The organism is Dyadobacter subterraneus, from assembly GCF_015221875.1.
Classification (GTDB): Bacteria; Bacteroidota; Bacteroidia; order Cytophagales; family Spirosomataceae; genus Dyadobacter; species Dyadobacter subterraneus.
The window spans coordinates 1,549,496-1,568,505 of record NZ_JACYGY010000002.1 but is presented as its reverse complement, the minus strand read 5'-3'; the positions used below and the strand labels follow the sequence as shown (position 1 = coordinate 1,568,505).

12 protein-coding genes are annotated in these 19,010 nt (G+C 40.7%); 1 reads left to right on the top strand and 11 read right to left on the bottom strand.

What is annotated here, in order from left to right:
* Positions 1-32 precede the first annotated feature (32 nt).
* Entirely contained in the window at positions 33-1,421 is a 1,389-nt protein-coding gene (locus IEE83_RS32100) for a putative oxidoreductase C-terminal domain-containing protein (RefSeq protein WP_194124782.1), read from the top strand.
* A gap of 286 nt (positions 1,422-1,707) precedes the next feature.
* Here the strand turns inward: IEE83_RS32100 and IEE83_RS32095 are convergent, their stop codons facing one another.
* The 11 genes from IEE83_RS32095 to gatA all read right to left on the bottom strand — a co-directional run bounded on the left by IEE83_RS32095 (position 1,708) and on the right by gatA (position 18,940).
* Positions 1,708-2,634, bottom strand: a complete 927-nt coding sequence (locus IEE83_RS32095; protein WP_194124781.1) for an anti-sigma factor — start codon at positions 2,632-2,634, stop codon at positions 1,708-1,710.
* Complete coding sequence (locus IEE83_RS32090; RefSeq protein WP_310588631.1) at positions 2,631-3,341, bottom strand: RNA polymerase sigma factor; 711 nt, start codon at positions 3,339-3,341, stop codon at positions 2,631-2,633. Before IEE83_RS32090 ends, IEE83_RS32095 begins: the two co-directional genes overlap by 4 nt.
* Before the next feature lie 223 nt (positions 3,342-3,564).
* Positions 3,565-4,293, bottom strand: a complete 729-nt coding sequence (gene gldF / locus IEE83_RS32085; RefSeq protein ID WP_194124780.1) for a gliding motility-associated ABC transporter permease subunit GldF — start codon at positions 4,291-4,293, stop codon at positions 3,565-3,567.
* A gap of 112 nt (positions 4,294-4,405) precedes the next feature.
* On the bottom strand, positions 4,406-4,921 hold the full coding sequence (locus IEE83_RS32080) for a DUF4199 domain-containing protein (protein WP_194124779.1): 516 nt from the start codon (positions 4,919-4,921) through the stop codon (positions 4,406-4,408).
* 49 nt (positions 4,922-4,970) lie between these two features.
* Positions 4,971-5,531, bottom strand: coding sequence for a DUF4199 domain-containing protein (locus IEE83_RS32075; RefSeq protein ID WP_194124778.1), 561 nt, complete (start codon positions 5,529-5,531; stop codon positions 4,971-4,973).
* Between the two features lie 72 nt (positions 5,532-5,603).
* Complete coding sequence (locus tag IEE83_RS32070) at positions 5,604-6,887, bottom strand: dihydroorotase (protein WP_194124777.1); 1,284 nt, start codon at positions 6,885-6,887, stop codon at positions 5,604-5,606.
* Between the two features lie 133 nt (positions 6,888-7,020).
* Positions 7,021-7,401 (bottom strand): glycine cleavage system protein GcvH, encoded by a 381-nt coding sequence (gene gcvH, locus IEE83_RS32065; protein ID WP_194124776.1) that lies wholly within the window; start codon positions 7,399-7,401, stop codon positions 7,021-7,023.
* A gap of 77 nt (positions 7,402-7,478) precedes the next feature.
* Positions 7,479-14,654 (bottom strand): T9SS outer membrane translocon Sov/SprA, encoded by a 7,176-nt coding sequence (gene sov / locus IEE83_RS32060; RefSeq protein WP_194124775.1) that lies wholly within the window; start codon positions 14,652-14,654, stop codon positions 7,479-7,481.
* A 111-nt stretch (positions 14,655-14,765) separates the two neighbouring features.
* Entirely contained in the window at positions 14,766-15,356 is a 591-nt protein-coding gene (gene ruvA / locus IEE83_RS32055; RefSeq protein ID WP_194124774.1) for a Holliday junction branch migration protein RuvA, read from the bottom strand.
* Positions 15,357-15,387: 31 nt separating this feature from the next.
* A complete protein-coding gene (locus tag IEE83_RS32050; protein ID WP_194124773.1) occupies positions 15,388-17,247 on the bottom strand; it encodes a LysM peptidoglycan-binding domain-containing protein in 1,860 nt (619 codons plus the stop codon).
* A 247-nt stretch (positions 17,248-17,494) separates the two neighbouring features.
* The gene (gene gatA / locus IEE83_RS32045; protein WP_194124772.1) at positions 17,495-18,940 is read right to left on the bottom strand and encodes an Asp-tRNA(Asn)/Glu-tRNA(Gln) amidotransferase subunit GatA; all 1,446 of its coding nucleotides are present in this window, start codon (positions 18,938-18,940) and stop codon (positions 17,495-17,497) included.
* Positions 18,941-19,010: the final 70 nt, after the last annotated feature.

Here is a 19,010-nt window from a genome sequence, read left to right as displayed (position 1 = left end):
TATTTAAACTTTCCACTGTCAATCAAGATTACATGAAGGGAAAACTTTTGACAATCGCTTTAACAGGTATTATCGCATTGAATCAGGGATGTACTACCAAAAAAGAAGAAAAACCGGAGCAAAAAGAAGAAAAATCACTTAGTTTGATCGTTGTTGAACCAGGCCATTTTCATGCCGCTTTGGTTCAAAAATCGATGTATCCGGATGTGAATCCACTTGTGCATGTTTATGCATCGGAAGGACCGGATGTAAAAGCATATCTGGATAAAGTAGAAAAATACAATACCCGTGCAGAGGACCCTACGAAATGGGAAGAGAAAGTTTATACCGGCCCGGATTTCCTTGAAAAAATGTTATCTGAAAAGAAAGGTAACGTAGTCGTTTTGGCAGGAAACAATCAGAAAAAAACAGATTTCATAAAGAAATCTGTTGATGCAGGCCTAAATGTTTTCGCCGACAAACCGATGGCAATCGATGCGGCTGGTTTTGATTTATTGAAAGAAGCATTTACAAGTGCAGAAAAAAACAAAGTTTTGCTATACGATATCATGACAGAGCGTTATGAAATCACAAACACCTTACAACGTGAGTTGGCTGAACTTCCTGATATTTTTGGTGAGTTACAGAAAGGAACACCATCTGATCCGGCTGTTGCCAAAGAAAGTGTTCACCACTTTTTCAAGTATGTTTCAGGCGAACCATTAGTACGCCCAACGTGGTTTTTTGACGTGAATCAGCAAGGTGAAGGTATGGTGGATGTAACGACGCATTTGGTTGATCTTGTTCAATGGAGCTGTTTTCCAAATATCGCATTGGATTATCAAAAAGATATTAAACTGCTTTCTACCAAGCGTTCTTCTACACAACTGACGCCTTCACAATTCAAATTGGTTACAAAAAGCGATACTTATCCTGAATTCCTGAAAAAGGATGTAAAAGACAGTACGCTAAATGTTTATTCAAACGGCGAGATCAATTATGCTTTGAAAGGCGTTCATGCAAAAGTATCGGTGTTATGGAAATTCCAGGCGCCGGAAGGAACCGGTGACACGCATTATTCGATCATGAAAGGCTCAAAAGCGAATCTTATCGTTCGTCAGGGAAAAGAACAGAAGTATAAACCAGTTCTTTTTATCGAGCAGGTTAGCAAGGATAAAGGTTATGAAGAGGCTTTGACAAAAAGTTTTAAAACTGTACAGGATAAATTCCCGGGTATTGAATTGAAAAAGAATGCAAAAGGCTGGGAAATCAGTATTCCTGCCAAATACGACACCGGTCACGAATCACATTTCGCGCAGGTTGCAAAAAAATATATGGAATATCTGAAAGATGGAAAACTTCCGGAATGGGAAGTTCCTAATATGATTTCAAAATATTACACAACTACGCAGGCGTTGAAACAGGCAAAGGGCGGGAAGTAAGAGTTATCAATCCAAAACAGAAAGCGGTATGTGATTTTAGATCCATATCCTTTCTGTTTTATGTTAATTCTAATAATTCAGGTGTAGTTAGATGGAGTTGTTGATATTAAAACCATTCACAGAATCAGAATTTTTAACATCCGAAGTTGTTCAAGGTTTTGAAGTATTGGTCAAAGATATCTTTGATGTATAAATTATATAGCTGTTAAACTTAAAACGTCCGCACCGAAAGTTTCCTTTCCATGCGGACGTTTTATTAATGTTTTGAGCAGATTGCTTTTATCTTCTAAACCTTACCCATCACAAACATATCTTCCATTGTAGGGCTTGGGCTTCCTCCTGTTTTTTCAAGCGTGATCGCAAAAGCTGCGGCGCCAGGATTTGCCTGTTTCATTTTCAAAAGTTTCTTACTGAATTCCTGATCTAAAACACCCATATCAACTGGTTTTCCATCTACAATAGTCCAAAGCTGATATTGTTTTCCTTGCGGTGCTGCCGGCAGATTTTGAACATCCAGTAACACTTCATTCGTTTTAGTATCCCAAATTGCTGCAACTGCACTTTGTGGAGATTTCTCCAGACCTGCCATTTTTACAACTTTGTAATTTGGGTTCCTGTAAAGACTTGCTAACGTTTCATTGTATTCAGCATCCTTCTTTATTTCATCAACCTCCGACTTCAACGTTTCAGAACTGGCAGCCAGTTCTTCGTTTTGTTTTTTCAAATCAGAAGTTTTCAAAACCGACCATCCAAAAAGCAAAGCAAATATAATCGAAGCCGCTGCCGCAAATTTTGCCCAGGCAGGATAAATTACTGTTCCGCCTGTATTTGATTCATTAGTAAAAACAGTGCTTTCCGTTGCTACCGGCTCTTCTGTTATAATTTGTTCGGTAACTGGTAAAATTTTAATCGTATTTTCTCTATCTGCTTCTTCCAACGCCGACACATCCGTGCTGATTGGTTCTGCTGATTCAGGTTTTGTAACCTCATCGAAATTCATCTGAGCAAAAAGCGTTTCTTTCAAAGAAGCTGGTGGAGGAGTCTGGTATTTGAGCGCATATTGTTCCAAAGCGCTTTCTGTACGCATTAATTCCTCTTTAATCTCAGGGTAAATATGAGACATACACTCCACTTCCTGCTTCTCCTGAGGAGAAACGGTGCCCAATACATATTCCTCTAATATACCGGACTCTATGTAGGCTTGGATATTCATACTGCAAAGTATTGTTTTAACTCTTGTAATGCTGTTCGGATCCTTGATTTCACTGTACCCAGCGGAATCTGTAATTCTTCGGAAATTTCTTCATGTGTATAGCCTTGAAAATAAGCCATGTCGATGAGAATCTTCCGCTCAGGCCGAAGCATATTAACGATTGATTTAATCTCCGAACTCGTGGTATTCAACTCTTCACTCACGTCTGGTTCATTCTGAACAGAACGGTTTTCTATATCATCCATCACAGGCTTTCTGCCTTCCACGCGGGCGGCATCAATCGCTCCATTACGGGCAATATTCAAAATCCATGTAAATAGTCTTCCCTTTTCCGGATTGTACGAGGCGATGTTTTTCCAGATCTTCAAAAATGATTCCTGCAATACATCTGCCGCTCGTTCCTCATCACGCAATGTTTTACATATGATATTAAACAGTGCCCCAGAGTAGTGATCGTAGAGGAATTCGAAAGCAGCACGCTCATTTCGTTTGAGCGCAACTACTAGTTCTTCTTCCGAATATTTTACTTTGCTAGTCGCCAAGAGTCGCTTAACATTAAATTTTACATTTCTTATTGGCAAGCTAATAAAATTTCCCAAGAACTGGGTATGTGGTATGTATATTATTACATTACCCAAACCATTATTTGAAATTGAACTTAGGATAAAGGATGGAGCCCTTACCGTAAGGCTTGTTGGGTTATTCATCTTAGTGTGTTTTTCTTAATATACGTACAAAGCAGAATCTTAGATCAATCGCTGCATTTAAGAATAAACAAAAGTTGAAAAATTTAAAGGAAGAACGGAGATGTCCTCCCGGAAAGTCAATGGGGGCTGATCTAGTTCGTTGTCAAGCTGTATCAGTTAACAATTCTTAACACAGAACTCAATAATTTCAATTAACAAATTTGATAAAAATTACACCGGAATATTATCTGCGAAGAGCCTCTACACGCCAATAGGTAAGATAGAGGAAAAATACCATTAGACTGATGAGATAAATGACATTGCGGGAATCAATCAATCCTTTCCCCAAGGACCGATATTGCTCGTCTAGGGCGGTCCAGCTAAATATTTCTGCCAGTAAGCCGCTTTCCAATAACGTAGATACCGATCCAAAACCAATGTACCAGACAAATGCCAGGAAAACTCCAAGTATAAAAGCAATGATCTGGTTTTCATTAAGAGAGGACGACCAGATTCCCATAGAAACCAAAACCCCGCTAAACAGGAAAAGACCGATATATGATCCAAAAACAGCAGCAGAATCAATATTCCCAACCGGGTTCCCAAGTTTGTAAATACTGAAATAATAAAGCAGCGTTGGCAGGATCGTTAAAAGTACCAGAATCCAGTTTGCGAAGAACTTTCCAAGTATTAATTCCCAGTTACGAATTGGTTTGGTAAGTAATAATTCCAGCGTTCCGGTACGACTTTCTTCTGCCAGTGAACGCATCGTAATGGCCGGTATTAAAAAGAGCAGCACATAAGGTGCCAGACTGAAAAACGAACCAAGATCCGCATATCCGTAGTCCAGTACATTGGAATCCGGAAAAACCCAGACAATAAGCCCCACAGCGATAAGAAACACTGCCATAACCATATAGGCAACCAGTGAATTAAAAAAACTGCCTATCTCTTTTTGAAAAATTGTAAACACTTTATGAACTGAAAAATGTAATTTAATTAGCAGTGATCAATCAACAAACGGGATCTGCCTGATAGTTATTTTAAATTGACGCGATCCGGCGCTTTCAAGTACTGGTTTGAAATTATTCAAAAACCGGTTTCTCCCTGCGAATAATGGCAGCAATAATTAAAGAGAAAATAAAACCCATAAACAGATAACCAAAAACGCCCGCTGCAAACATAATTCCGGGCGAACTAAATTTCTGTGACATTTCCATATATCTGTCAATTTGAGCATCATCCAAACCCTGTGCTTCCATATCTGCTCTTGCTTTGTCAAGCGTTTGCGTCATAATGGTCGGATCAATAAATTTGATATACACCATGGCAAACATCGAAGCGAAAAAACCCAGAATAGCAGAAACCAAACTTCCTAAACCTAACCCTTCTCCGTAGGTCATGAAACCTTTGTTTACTTCCCGGAATTCTTTCATGGCCAAAACAATGCCGACAATCATGATGACATAAGATAACATGGCCAGCCACTTGTTTTGCGATTGACCAGAAACATTCAGAATGGTTGTGAAAACCATAATTGCTACGGATGTCAGAATTCCATATTTAAGAGCGGTGCGGGCAGTAGAGGCTTGTTCTTCCATTTTGGGTAGTCAGAGGATTTGTGTTTTGGGTGATGTGACCAAGGTAAATTTAAGGTTTATTATGAAATACTCCATAATCCTGTTTCCTGAAAATCAGTGATATAATCAATATTGGAATAATTGCCATCACCGTTTTTTTGCTGATCTCGTCTGTAATGATTTCAGAGGGATCCATCGCCTGGATACTGGCAAACATTTTCAGATATTCTGCGTTTCCAATGTTCTTAACAAGCTCCTCTTTTCCCTGCTCTAAAAGCGAACCCATTTCAGCAAGATAATTTGTAAAAACCGAAGGATCGATATAAGTGATGAATAGATAAATAAGCCATCCGTTTATAAATGCAGCAATGGTATTTACCACATATCCTATTGTCAATGCTTCCCACAAATGCAGAAAACCATTACCGATTTTTTTTCGAAAATACCAGCACGCTCCGGCAATCATGATCACATGAATACCCATATCCATTACTTTATTATTTCCCAATGGTACTATACCCAGGGCGTAAAGCCCAAGAAAAAAAGCGAATGCCAGAAGTCCGGTGATTAAACCAAAAACCATTGACACTTTTAAAAGAGGTTTATTGAAATACTCTAAGATTGATTTCATGATAAATAATGATAGAATGACAGGTTGCCAAACCATTAACATGATTTGGCAACCTGTCATTCACTATGAATTTTAAAACCACTCCAGACGGCTGTTATTAAAAACGCCGCGCACGGCGCCTTTTAATGTCTGTCCAAGGAATGGGGTATTTTTAGATTTTGAATAGGTTTTGCTGAAAGTCCAATCTGCTTCCGGTTCAAAGAATGTAAGATTGGCAACAGAACCTTCGGCAATTGATATTTCTTCAAGCCTTAATATATGTCTTGGCCTGGCCGTTAATTTCTCCACAATTTCCTCATCACTTAATCCGCTGTACATTTTGGCAAGAGAAAACACCGTTTCCAGTCCTGTAATCCCAAAATCTGCATGATCAAATTCGAGATTTTTACTTTCTTCATCATGCGGATTATGGTCCGAAACAATGGCATCAATAGTCCCGTCAAGCAAACCTTCTCTAATCGCTTCGTTATCTGACGGACTGCGGAATGGCGGATTTACTTTTAAATTTGTATCAAAATCGATTAAATCTTTATCCTCAAAAGCAAGCTGATGTGCTGCCACATCACAGGAAACCGGCAATCCTTTTTCCTTTGCTTTGCGAATCAGATCTACCGCTTCTTTTGTAGAAACCAGTGAAACATGGAGTATCGGCTGGCCCGTTAATTCCAATGAAGATTTATCCAAAGCATACTCCAGTAATTTCAAATCCCGGTTCAGCATCATTTCTTCGGCAAGCGAAGGCATTCCTTTCATTCCATTCAAAGTACTGGTAATGCCTTCGTGCATCTGTCCAAAAACAGTCAGCTGCGTATCCTCCGGACGATTCATCAGCAAAGCATTTAAAGGTTGCAGGTAAAGAATCGTTTTAAGAAACAAATCCGCATTTTGAACCGGATGTTCTCCATCTGTAAAAGCAATCGCACCGGCAGTATGCAGGTCAATCATTTCTGTAAAGTCAACACCTGCTGTTTTTTTTGTAACAGCCGCGGCAACATGCAGTTTCACCAGACTTCCGCGTCCCGACTGGCGGATATAATTTAAGGTATCCTTACTGTCAACGACAGGTTGTGTATTGGGCAATAAAACAATTTCCGTAAACCCGCCGCGAGCAGCAGTTTCACGTACAGAGGTAAGATCTTCCTTATGTTCAAAACCAGGATCACGGGAAGCAACCCGCATATCGATCCATCCTGTGGAAACACACAATCCGTTTCCTTCTTTTACTTCTGCACCTTCCGCAGATAAGTCATCCCCTATCTGCGCTATTTTTCCATCCACGACCAGTATATCTCTAACCTGATCATGGAAAGATGATTTTTTATCAACGATTCGAACCGATCGAATTAATACTTTCATAAATTGTTGTGACCGCAATAAGCGAATTTATTTTTTCGACATTGAATATTACAGCAATGCGATGATTCACCTTTAATTAATTCTTTTTTCAATAGGCAAAAAAAAAGCTCCCTTCGGAGCTTTAATGCTTTCATCATTCTCCAATAAATTGTTTGTAATCTTCGGCAGATAGCAAACCTTCCGTGTCTTCCGGATTAGCCAAGGTTATTTTAACCATCCAGCCTCTTCCATAAGGATCAGAGTTTACCAATTCCGGTTCAGCATCCAATTCATCGTTCACTTCTGTAACCGTTCCGGCAACTGGAATGAACAAGTCAGAAACTGTTTTAACAGCCTCTACCGAGCCAAAGACCTCCCCTTTTTCGAGCGAATCCCCAACTGTATTAATGTCTACATACACGATATCCCCCAATTCTTTCTGGGCATGATCTGTAATTCCGATAAAAGCCGTATCACCTTCAATACGGATCCATTCGTGATCTTCTGTGTACTTTAGTTCTGAAGGGAATTCCATGGTATATTTAGAGTAAGTTTTGAATCGTATTCAAGCGCAAATTACACGATGTCCAATGTATTTTCCAAATCGAAATTTTATTCAGCCAAATTGAACTTCAACTGAACACCACCGGAAGTACTTGCCCGGTAAAACGAGTTGGATACCAACGGGTCATTAAATGTCCGGTCAAAATAAAACTGGCAGCTTAAACGATTGTTGACAACATAATTAATCGTAGGGTGCAGCTGGAAATTTATATTACCTGCAATCGGAATATTTTCTCCGTCAAATTTCCGCTGGATAGAACGGGTGTCGCGGAAAGTAAGACCAAGCTGCATCGTCATATCATTTTTCAGCTTCTTTTTCACACCATTAATCTTGAATGGAAGCGGAACATTATTTTTTGTAAAACCAATATTAACCGTCACATCCTGGTTAAACAATTCAGCAACCTGCGAGTTGGAAAGATTAAGGGCAACCGTTCTGTCGCGGTTATAATCGATACTTCCTGTGATCCGGCTTTGTGTTCTGAAAGTAACCCCGATCAAAGGAGCGAATTTCTCCGAAAGCGTAATGGTGCTCATCGAGAAAACCGGCACGTATTGTCCAAGATAATTTGTCTTGGATGATAATGGATAACCAGTCACCGCCAGATTTACATAGAGCGCAGAATAATCAAGATTTGAAGTAAAGTTACCAACACTATAAGTTGATACATACTTATGTTTCATGCTGAAACTGCTGAATACTTTCTTAAACCCTGGCAGTCGGGATAATCCGTCATAGTTGATATCCCAGTTTGGCATCGGGAATTTCAGGAACGGATTGGTACGAACTGTCTTTGGATCTTTACCAGTATAAGCTGCAAAGAATGACGAGATCAAAACATCCTGAGAGTTTTCATTATACTCTCCGCCGCTGCCATTTTCACTATTCAGACGATCACGAAGTATGGCACGGTAGGTAACAAATTTATCAAAAACAGGTGACGAATTATCTTTCCGGATTTTGGCAAATGCAGTTCTGAACGACATAAATGACATACTGAACTGGCCATTTCTCAACGGATTTTCATGTGCATAACTTCCGGTGGAATCCGGGCGGTAAAATTCCTGATAAGCATCCTGCCGCGTGAGCCTGACTTCGATCTGCATCCTGAAATCCTTAAACGGTTCGAGCGAAGTATTGGCTGCAAAGTTTTTGGCAATGGTTTGCTGGAAAGGCTGGTTTTGTTCCTTACTGGCGGTAATCCATCCTTTTTGTCCGGCCTTGGTCTGGAAATTCCTGTCCTGCTGACCAAGGACAAAACCTAATCCCGGCGCATTGGCATTATCAAGACCAAAATGTTTTGGTGCTCTTAAATATCCCGGAAGTGCCGTTGATTCCAATACTGAATAACTCACATTGATACCACGAACCGTCATCAAAACACGGGTAATATTCTTCAGCAGATTTGTTGACCGCAGATCGATGTCTTCAATATCACCCGGACTTCTTGCAAAATTCTTCCTTTGCGCAGAAGGTGTATTGGCAAATTTCAGGTAACGCAACTTGTTATAAAGCATTACAAAATCCACTTTCCCGGAAATTCCTCTTTCCCGGCTGTTCCGGATAATATCTCCAAACGGAAGACTGTCTGCATCAACTAATCCCAATGCATTTGCCTGGTAATTGTAATCAATCGAATGCGAGTAATCAGCCGTCATCCAGTCGAGAAGCGGGATTTTATCCAGTGGCAGACGATATGTCAATTTTATTTTCTGGTCAAAATTCTTGATCCGGCCCAGTTTCATGAAATTGTGCCATAAAGAATCTTTCTTTTGCGAAGTATTGATATCACCCATCGGCTCATCGATAATCGAATTGGCAGAAGCGTTATACAACAAATTCATATTTTTGGTCAGATTCCAGCCAAAATCGTAATAACGGTTGAACCAGAAATATTTCTCAAACATAGGTACCTGGCCGTCCGTGGTCAAATCAGCATTCCTGAGCTGCGTTCTTGCAAAACGACGATCAACATCAGCCCGTACGGAAACCATGTTTGGCAATAATGTCAAATTGAAATCCCTTATAAATTCTGCATAACGGTTTGTCGCTTTCATTTTTTTGAAAGGCTCAAACGGTTTGGGCTGACTGCTGTATATGTAATTAATCCCTCCTTTATAGGCTCTTTGGTTATATTCCTGGGTTAGAATATTCCTTCGGGTATCATCACTGAAAGCGTAAGTAAAGGAAAAGTTTTCAAAATCATAAAAGTGGTTTTTAACTCCTGGTTTCGTTTTTATTTTTCTGACATTTGAGAAGTTTATCCCTCGCCGGACCTCATTCTCCTCGACGAGTTGCCGGTACCCCGTTCGCTCCTCATCGGACTGTAAATTGGCAAGCGTGGTTGATAAAGGTACGTCAGGGTCGAGTGGATCGAAATGCGGTTTGACATTTCGACGGTCATAATTTACAAATAACGGAATACTGAAACCCCATTCCTGAGGCAGCAATTTATCAACAGCAATATTGGAAGAAAAACCATACTCAGTAGTAAGATTTCTCGAACGTTCGCCAATCCGCTGCTGAACACTTCCAAAACCAAAAGTTTCAATATGTCCTGATGCCGTTACCGTAGCAAAATCGGCAAGTTTTGCATTTAACTGCGCAATAGCCGCCCAACCTCCATGGTCATCAAAACCTTCCGCATGCATTTCGTCCGTCCAGATACAAAATGATTTGGAACGTTCGTCGGCTGATTTCGGATTTCGCATACCAATCATCATCACACGAACAGCACTCAAATCCGGATTACCGACAACCGTTATTTTATATCTTCCGTCCGATGTCATCATCACATAAGGAGTCGACTGATTTCTGCCTAATGTCTTGTTTCTATTTGTTTTGGCAAGTACCAGATCGGACAGCGCAATATTCAGTTCATTACTTTCCGGCCAGATTAACGCATTATCTGTGACATTTTCAGCCGTTGATGTAAGATTTGAAATATCAATTTCATAGTAGTTTTGGGTAAGATCGGTACCGATGCGCATAAATGCCCCAACCATACTGTTTTCATTCGCATCGTTTTGCATGTGTATGTACATGCGCAGGCGTTTACGGAACAACAGATCCAGATTTACGTTCTTATAAACCGCTCTTGAATCACCATCACGAAGATCTGTAACACACAAACTCATCGATTGCTCGTTAAGCTGTAAAGTTGGTCTTTGCGTAAAATCCTGGTCACGCTGCCAGCCGGGAGGCAATTGGTAAACGTATTTTTTTTCACCGCTTCCAACAGGAGCAGCTTGACCATTTTCTTCAATACTTACCGTCCCAACTGTAAATTTGGCATCATAAGGTTCTGGAACTTCTTGCAAGCCGGCTACATCCAGATTGTAAGTATATTTACGATACTGCTGCCCAATCATTTGAAGCTGCGCAAAACGCAAAACTACCGGCTGCTGAAAATCGGTCAGGTACATGCGCATGAAACGGATGGATTTGAAACCACTGATGGTCCCAACCTGGCCTGAAAATTCTTTTACAGGAACACGGAACAAATACCAGTTTTGTCCGTCAGTTGTCGTCTGATCGACAATATATCCATTACCAACTTTAAGTTGTCCTGGCTGCAAGTCAATTTGATATTCATAATAAGCTTCATTATCGTTGATGGTATTGTCAACGTTCATATCTTCACCATCCGGAACACTGGTAGACGCAGGTGTAATTTCCGACGCATTTCCGGCACTTTCAGGAGAGTTGTTCTCCATACCAATATAATCCTTGTACCGTTGAAGCACTTTCAGGTTCTCGGCATCCAGATCTGCTCCAAGGAAATATTTAAAATCATCTCCTGAAGGGTCAGCAAGTATTTTTGCTTTTGCTTCCGCCGTCAGGTTCGCTGGTAAACGATCCAGGTATTCTTTGAAAAATGTTCTTTCTTCTTCGTTGCTTAAACCATCCAGACCGACATCCTGTTTTTGACGAGCGCCGGCTTCGTTACTGAATGCATTAATCAAATACTGAGATTTGGTAACCTGCCCCCAAATGGTCTGTTCAACATTGTCTCCGACAACCTTTGGGACAATTGGTAATCCATTTTCAAAATTATAACGTTCATCAGGAATTACATCTTCCGAAATATCGCCAAGGTTGAATATCAGTTTACCACCTGTTGTGTTATTCGTATTGAAGACTCCGGGGGTACCAGGAGTTCCATCACGAATTATCCCTTTGTCACCTGTGATAAAGGGATCAAGCATCCAGAATTCAATACTTTCAATGTTTGCATTATCAAAATCATTATCTGAAGTTATAGCCCTGCTCAATCCCCCGAAATTTGTTCTCGTTGTTTTTAAACGTCCATTTACGTCCAAATCAGTTTCATAATTATACATTCCGCGTTCGTTCGGATAGTATGCGATGTCTAATACATTTTGTGGATAATTAATCAAACCCGCCACAGATCTTGCTGGGAAAATATCCTTTGGGAGATATAATCTTTCATAAAAATTCTGACGATCAGCATCCGTGATATTCGTTGGAGGCTGAGCACTTCCTCCTAAACCTGCTGATCCACCAAAAAGGTTATCGACAACATAAGCAGAAATTTTTGCTCTTTTGTAACCATAATTCAGCGATTTTCCGTCGAAGCCTTCATGAAATTTTGGAGGCACTGCGGATAATCTCCACTTCTGCGGCTGACGTGCCAAATCATAAATGGTCCTTGTAGATTCAAAATCATCAATCAACGAGCGGTTGTTAACCTCTTTTGAAACACCAGGGAACAATTTGGCAAACTCGCCTTTGAACTGAATTGTTGACATTTCCTTCGTCTGTAAAAAAGGAAGTGCATCCAGCCAGCGCGTCAGGAAAGGAACATTTCTATGAAAATTGACACTGAAACCCAGCATCGTATTATTTACCGGCTCATTTCCGATCGCGACACGTGTCAGGAATCCGGCAGGTTTTTCATGATAGCGAATGGCTGTCATTCCTATACTCAGATCCCGGTTGACGACATAATCCAGGTGCGTTCCGAGTAATGTTCTGATTTGGTTCTGGAACATGTCGGGACGTTCATATTCAATGACAATTTCCCGCCCTGAATTCATTACACTGCTATTCAATATCCGAACACGGCCAATCTGTGCTTCAACAATATAATCCGAACCGGCAGCCAGTGGAACTCCACCGGAAGTAACCGTTACGGATGTTTCCAAAACACCATACGGCAAAGAAACTTCTGTTCCTCCGCTGGACTGATAAGAACCTTTAAGATAAAATTTGTTATGTGTGGTAACCTGCTGCGCATCGATCATCGTCGTGCGGTACAGTTCGTTAAAAACATATTTTGAACGATATGCTTCTTCCGAAATCCGGTTTGTCAGGTTAGATCCGAATGGTTCCAAAACCGGGAAGAATACACGGCCCGTTTTTGTGTCAATCGTAACACCGTCAACAAAGTCAAAATTTCCGTCAGGCTGTAAATCATTAACCGGATTCAACCGGTCAAGTCCCATTACCCGAATCAGCGGAATATTGGCCAGATTACTTTCCTGTAAGTTGGGATTATCTATCCCGGTAAGGTCATCTTTATAAATGACACGAAGCTGGAATCCCGTTTTATCAATGGAACTGGTCCCAAGTGTATAGACGTTTTTCATCATCAAATCCCACATTGGCAACTTCGTATTGTTACGAATTGTGGACGATTTGATCAATTTCAAAGCAATAACCTCGTCATCTTTACGATTCTGATAATCCTCTGTAAGCTCCCCTACTTTATAAGATCTTCCGTTAAATGTATATTCATAAGCCACACCCAGAACTTCGTCATTTCTCAACGGCGTAGTTAACGAAATATAACCTAACTGAGGATGAAAAGTAAATTCACGATCCTGAACAAGCTTTTTAGCTCCTCTTAGCAATTCGTAATCGACAGTCTTTTCAAAACCTAAACCGGTAATAGCTGAATTGGTATTATCAACCTGACGAAAAGCGGTGTTGTTGGTAAGTGTCTGGAATAATCCGTTAGTTGCGTTATCCGCTGGTAAATTGGAGCGAATCGGCTGAAGATTTGTGTTAGTCGTTCTGTAAGGTACTGGTTCACCCAAATCTGTAAAACCAACAACGTTACGCAGTGACTCCGTTGTCGTAGTTCTGTTTGTCACATAAACTTCCATCCTGGTAATGGTAATACCGGAAGTGATCTGTGGCGTATTTTTTAACGCAGCTTCGTATTTGCTTCTGAAAAACTGGGAAAGGAAGAAGTTGCGGTTTTCGTCATAAGTATCAACCCGGATTTCAAAATCCCGGCTTTGCGCTCCTCCACGCAACACAATCCGTTCTTTACTTGAACGTTGCTGAGATGCCACAAATGTGGCGTTTAATCGGCCAAACTGAAAGTCAGTTTTTAAACCAAAAAGATTTTGAACACCTGGAATTAACTGGCTGTTTATCGCCCAGTTGATATTTCCTGCTTCTACTTTTCTTAGAAAACTTTCTTCCGGATTCTTATAATTCAGCTTTAATGCATTTTCAAAGTTGAAGCTGGCTTTGGTATCAAAGTTGGTCAAAAACCCAAGTCTGTCTCCCAGATTCGCGTTGAAGTTAATAGCGATCTGTTCGTTAAAAATAAAGTTTGTATTTCTTCTCTGACGGATCGGTAGTGCCGGATTATCGATAAACTGGTTCATTACGCCAAGATCCAGCGCAACAAATCCTGTCGGTTTAAAGTCTAGGAATTTATCTCCCAATATTTTAGAAAGTGCCGGCGGAACATCCAGTTTTGGTAAAAGTCCGCGTGCGCCCATAGCACTCTGACCATCCTGTCTGGAAGAATATTCCCTCAGCAAACTTTTAAAGGCACGATCCTGCAATGCCTTATCATACGTTTCCAAATCCATGGTTTCCGGAGCACGATAGTCCAGATTTCCTGTTGGAGTTATTATATTTTCGCTGACGGCTATTTTGCCGCTGCTGTCCAGTAATATCGATGTTGAAATATTGGCCGGATCTTTAAGATAAAACGGAGATCTTGGCCGTGGTTGGGCAAATTTGTTGGAATAGTAATCTTTCCAACGCATAATCAATTGATTCCCTGCGCGATCCACATTTTTCTTTGTGGTATCTCCGATCGTATCGGACAAAACAGCCCAGTCGGCAACCGCCTCAGAATATGATTCTTTTTGATCAACAGAAGCCGTTGCCAGCAGCATCGCTCCGGTTGAAATTGTTACAGCCTTAAAAAGAGATGAGTAAACAGTTGATGACAAGGCTAATAATCTTTATTTTGAGAGGGGTTTGGCAATCATCAATATCAACATATTCAACAAAACGGTAAAAAGCTTATCCATATTTTACGAAAAATGATGTTAAAATTCAGATTAACGAAGTGCAAGTTTAATTAGCTGCTCCACCGTAATTTCATAGCCTTCCCGTTTGATAATCGTATCCACGCTTTTCTCCGCCGTTGCTTTTGGAATTCCCAAAGTAACCAGTGCTGCCAGCGCCTCGCTTTTCAGTGCATTGTTTGAACTGCCCGGCGTTTTTACACCAGTAGTCAGCATCGCATCTTTGCGCATTTTATCACCTAATTCCAATATTACTCTTTGTGCCGTTTTTAATCCGATTCCTTTCATGGACTGGATCAAACGTAAATCTTCATCAATGATACCCTGACGAATTTCAGAAGATGAAAGAGAAGAAAGCATAACCAGCGCGGTTGAAGGACCCACTCCTGAAATACTGATCAAATCCAGAAAGAGTTTTTTTTCATCATTTTCCAAGAATCCGAAAAGGACATGTGCGTCTTCCCGGATATTTAGATAAGTGACCAGCTTACAGCGCTTCCCAACATCCGGCATAGCAGCGTAGGTCTGCAAAGAAATACGAACCTCATAACCCAGACCCTGGATGTCAATAACGGCAAAAGCGGGATCTTTGTAAGTTACGGTTCCGTCAACGTAGGCAATCATATGTATAGTATGTGCGTTAATAAAGCTATTTCTAGCTCGATACGATTAGTTTCATCCCTGGCTTGATCTCATTTCCTCTGATCTTGTTTGCCTTTTTCAAATCTGTAACTGGCAAACCATAACGTAATGAGATATTCCACAAAGTATCACCCTGTTGTACTGTGTGGTACCGCATTTTGATATGTCTTGATTTTCTGGTTTCCTCTTTTTCCGATCTTTCTGCTTTCTCATTTCTTGCAGAAGCAATCATCGTAGCCGGAACGGTAACCTTTACATCTTTATAAACAATCAGCTTCTGTCCGCCTCTGATTGCACTTTTGCGAATGTGATTCCAGGCTTTCAATTCTGCAATCTCAACATTATATTTTCTTGAAATGGATTCAAGCGTTTCTCCTCTTTTAACGGTATGCGAAGATTTTTTCGACTGGATTTTCGTAACTGTTCCTGTCTGCCGAATTTCCTCCGTTTCTTCCTGTCCGTCAGCATCCGCTACCAATCCCTTTTCAATTGTATCAATTTTAGCCAATTCTTTTTCAGGTTTTGCCGAAGCAACCAGAACCGGTTTCACTGTAACTTTTACATCTTTATAAAAAACCAATCGCTGACCGCGTTTCAATGCGTTTTTACGCATATGATTCCATCGCTTCAATTCAGCAACGGCAACGTCATATCTTCTTGAAATCGACTGCAAAGTCTCTCCTCTTTTAACTGTATGAGAAGATTTCTTCGATTTGATTTTCGTAACACTCCCATCGCCATAGTCATCATACTGATCGTTTTCCACAAAGGCATAAGGAAACGCTCCTTTTCCCATTGCAGCTGCTCTTGCGCTATCAATTCCGGCCAGCAATACGCCGGAAGGAAGCAGTCGGCGCGTACACGAATCCATGATCACATTTCTGTTGCTGATCAGGTAAGTATATTTCACGCTTGGAACCTTCAAAACAAAGTCGCGCGTTTGATCCGGCAATATTGTCTTGGTCAATTGAGGATTCAGTTTATTTAATTCCTCAAAATCAATACCGCTGGTTTCGCAAAAAGTCACTAAGTTGATATAACCATTTACATGAATGGTATCATTTGGAATCTGGTATTCAGGATTTTGGGCATAAACACCATGATCATTTCCATAATTCATCATGTAGTTCATAGCCACATACTGAGGCACATACGATCTTGTTTCTTTTGGTAAGGCATTATAAATTCCCCAGAAAGTAGTTCCGTGGGAACGGCGCATGGCACGTTTCACATTTCCTGGACCAGTGTTATAAGAAGCCAGGGCCAATTCCCAATCTCCGAAAATATTATATAGCTGTTTCAGATAACGACATGCGGCTTCTGTTGCTTTCACAGGCTCAAAACGTTCATCGATATAACTGTCCTGGTACAATCCGAACTCGCGGCCGGTTGCAGGCATAAATTGCCACAATCCACCTGCTCTTACCCGTGAAAGTGCAGTTGGATTCAGTCCTGACTCAATCATTGACAAATATTTCAGCTCAGTAGGAAGCCCGTATTTTGCAAGTGTTTTTTCAAATAAGGGGAAGTAAAGAGGCATTTTCTCCATCATGCTGATGGTGAACTTTGTCTTTTTGTAGATAAAGTATTCCACAAATTCGTGGGAAGACTTATGATATGTCAACGGAATTGACTTTTCCAGTTTCGCGAATCGCTCGCGTAACAGTTCCTCAGGAATAGCTGGTGTCAAACCAATTTCCTCCACAGTTGGAAGCATAGGAATGTCAGTATTTTCATCAGCTGCCGCCGCTATCCCTAGCGTATCCGGACCAATAATTCCTAATTTCTCTTGTTGTATTGTCGCCATAACCGGCGAATTCCACATTCCCACACACACGGCTCCAAGCCACAATACTCTCTTTGAAATCCTCATTAATTATGCTTTTTGATGGTTAGTCAATTCCTGTTATCAAATAGTCAATGTCTGATGATGAATACTTTATAGAAAAATGACATACTATTTATAATTTTTTAGAATGATTGGTATCAATTTTAAAAAACTATCTACTACTGGCACAATTATTTTACACTAAACACTGGTGTGAAATAATACAAATTTGGTTTTTCCTAATTTCAATTTTTGACTCAAATCGGAACAAAGTTAGTATTCCGCAGGTAAATTACGCCTCTAAAATATTTTCTTTTAAAATTAATGAAAGATGATTTGCAAATGAAAGCATCTTTTGCTCTTCAAAAAACGGAGCCATGATCTGAATACCGATTGGCATACCATCTTTATCGACGCCATTAGGAATAGAAACCGCAGGATTTCCCACAACGTTAGCCTGTACAGTAAATATATCGGCAAGATACATTTGTAAGGGATCTTCTGTTTTCTCTCCAATCGTGAACGCAGTTGTTGGTGTTACAGGAGAAATCAGAAAATCAAACGACCCGAAAAAGCGTTCGGTTTCTTCCCGCACCAATCTTCTAACGCGTTGCGCCTTGGTATAGTATGCGTCATAATAATTTGCACTCAAAACAAAAGTACCTAATAATATTCTTCTCCTCACTTCGTCACCAAAACCTTCTGTTCTGGAATTCTTGTAAAGTGCCTCCAAATCTCCTGTAACAGCGGATCTGTGGCCATATCGGACGCCATCAAATCTTGATAAATTTGAACTTGCCTCGGCAGTTGTAAGAATATAATAAGTTGGCAGTAAATAATCCAGCAAAGGCATTTCCACCGGAGTCACCTCGTGTCCCTGCGCGCGCAAACGATTTAGAACTTCTAATGTTTGTTCACGAATTTCAGGTGCAATAGATTCATTTTCAATTGTATCGCGAATATAGCCGATTTTAGCTTTGCCATTCCAATCAAGATTTTTGGAATAAGAAGGCACCGGTTTTACAGAAACTGTACTATCAAAATCATCACCTCCGGCCATGACTTCCAGAATTAGGGCAGCGTCTTCAATATTTTTGGTGATCGGACCGATAGAATCGAAAGATGAAGCATAAGCAATAAGTCCGTAACGCGAAACACGCCCGTAAGACGGTTTCAACCCCACAACACCACAAAAAGCAGCAGGCTGGCGAACTGATCCACCCGTATCACTTCCAATAGATGCATGACAAAGTCCGGCCTGAACCGCCACAGCAGAACCTCCCGAAGAACCACCCGGCACTTTGGAATTATCAGCCGCATTTAAAACAGGTCCGAAGTATGAGCTTTCATTGGAGGAACCCATAGCAAATTCATCACAATTCTGACGGCCAATAACAATTGCATCTTCATCCAGAAGACGCTGCACGGCAGTAGCATTGTAAGGAGCTATGTAGGAATCTAAAATCTTGCTTCCGGCTTGTACGCCATGTCCTTTATGAGAAAGGACATCTTTTAATCCAACAACAAGTCCCGCAAGTTTCCCGGCAGTTCCATTCCGGATCTTGATATCGATTTCAGAAGCCAAGCTGAGCGCTTCTTCCGAATAAACTTCAAGGAAAGCATTTAAATGGGCATTGGACTCAATCCGTTCCAAATAATGATTTACCAACTGCACGCAGGTTAAACCTCCTCCACGCAAATCATTTTGTATCTCGGTCAGCGTCGGGTACTCTTTCAACGTAATTATTTTTGGCGGGTAACAAATAAAAAATCAGAGCCATTTAAGTTTTTACTAAACGGCTCTGTTA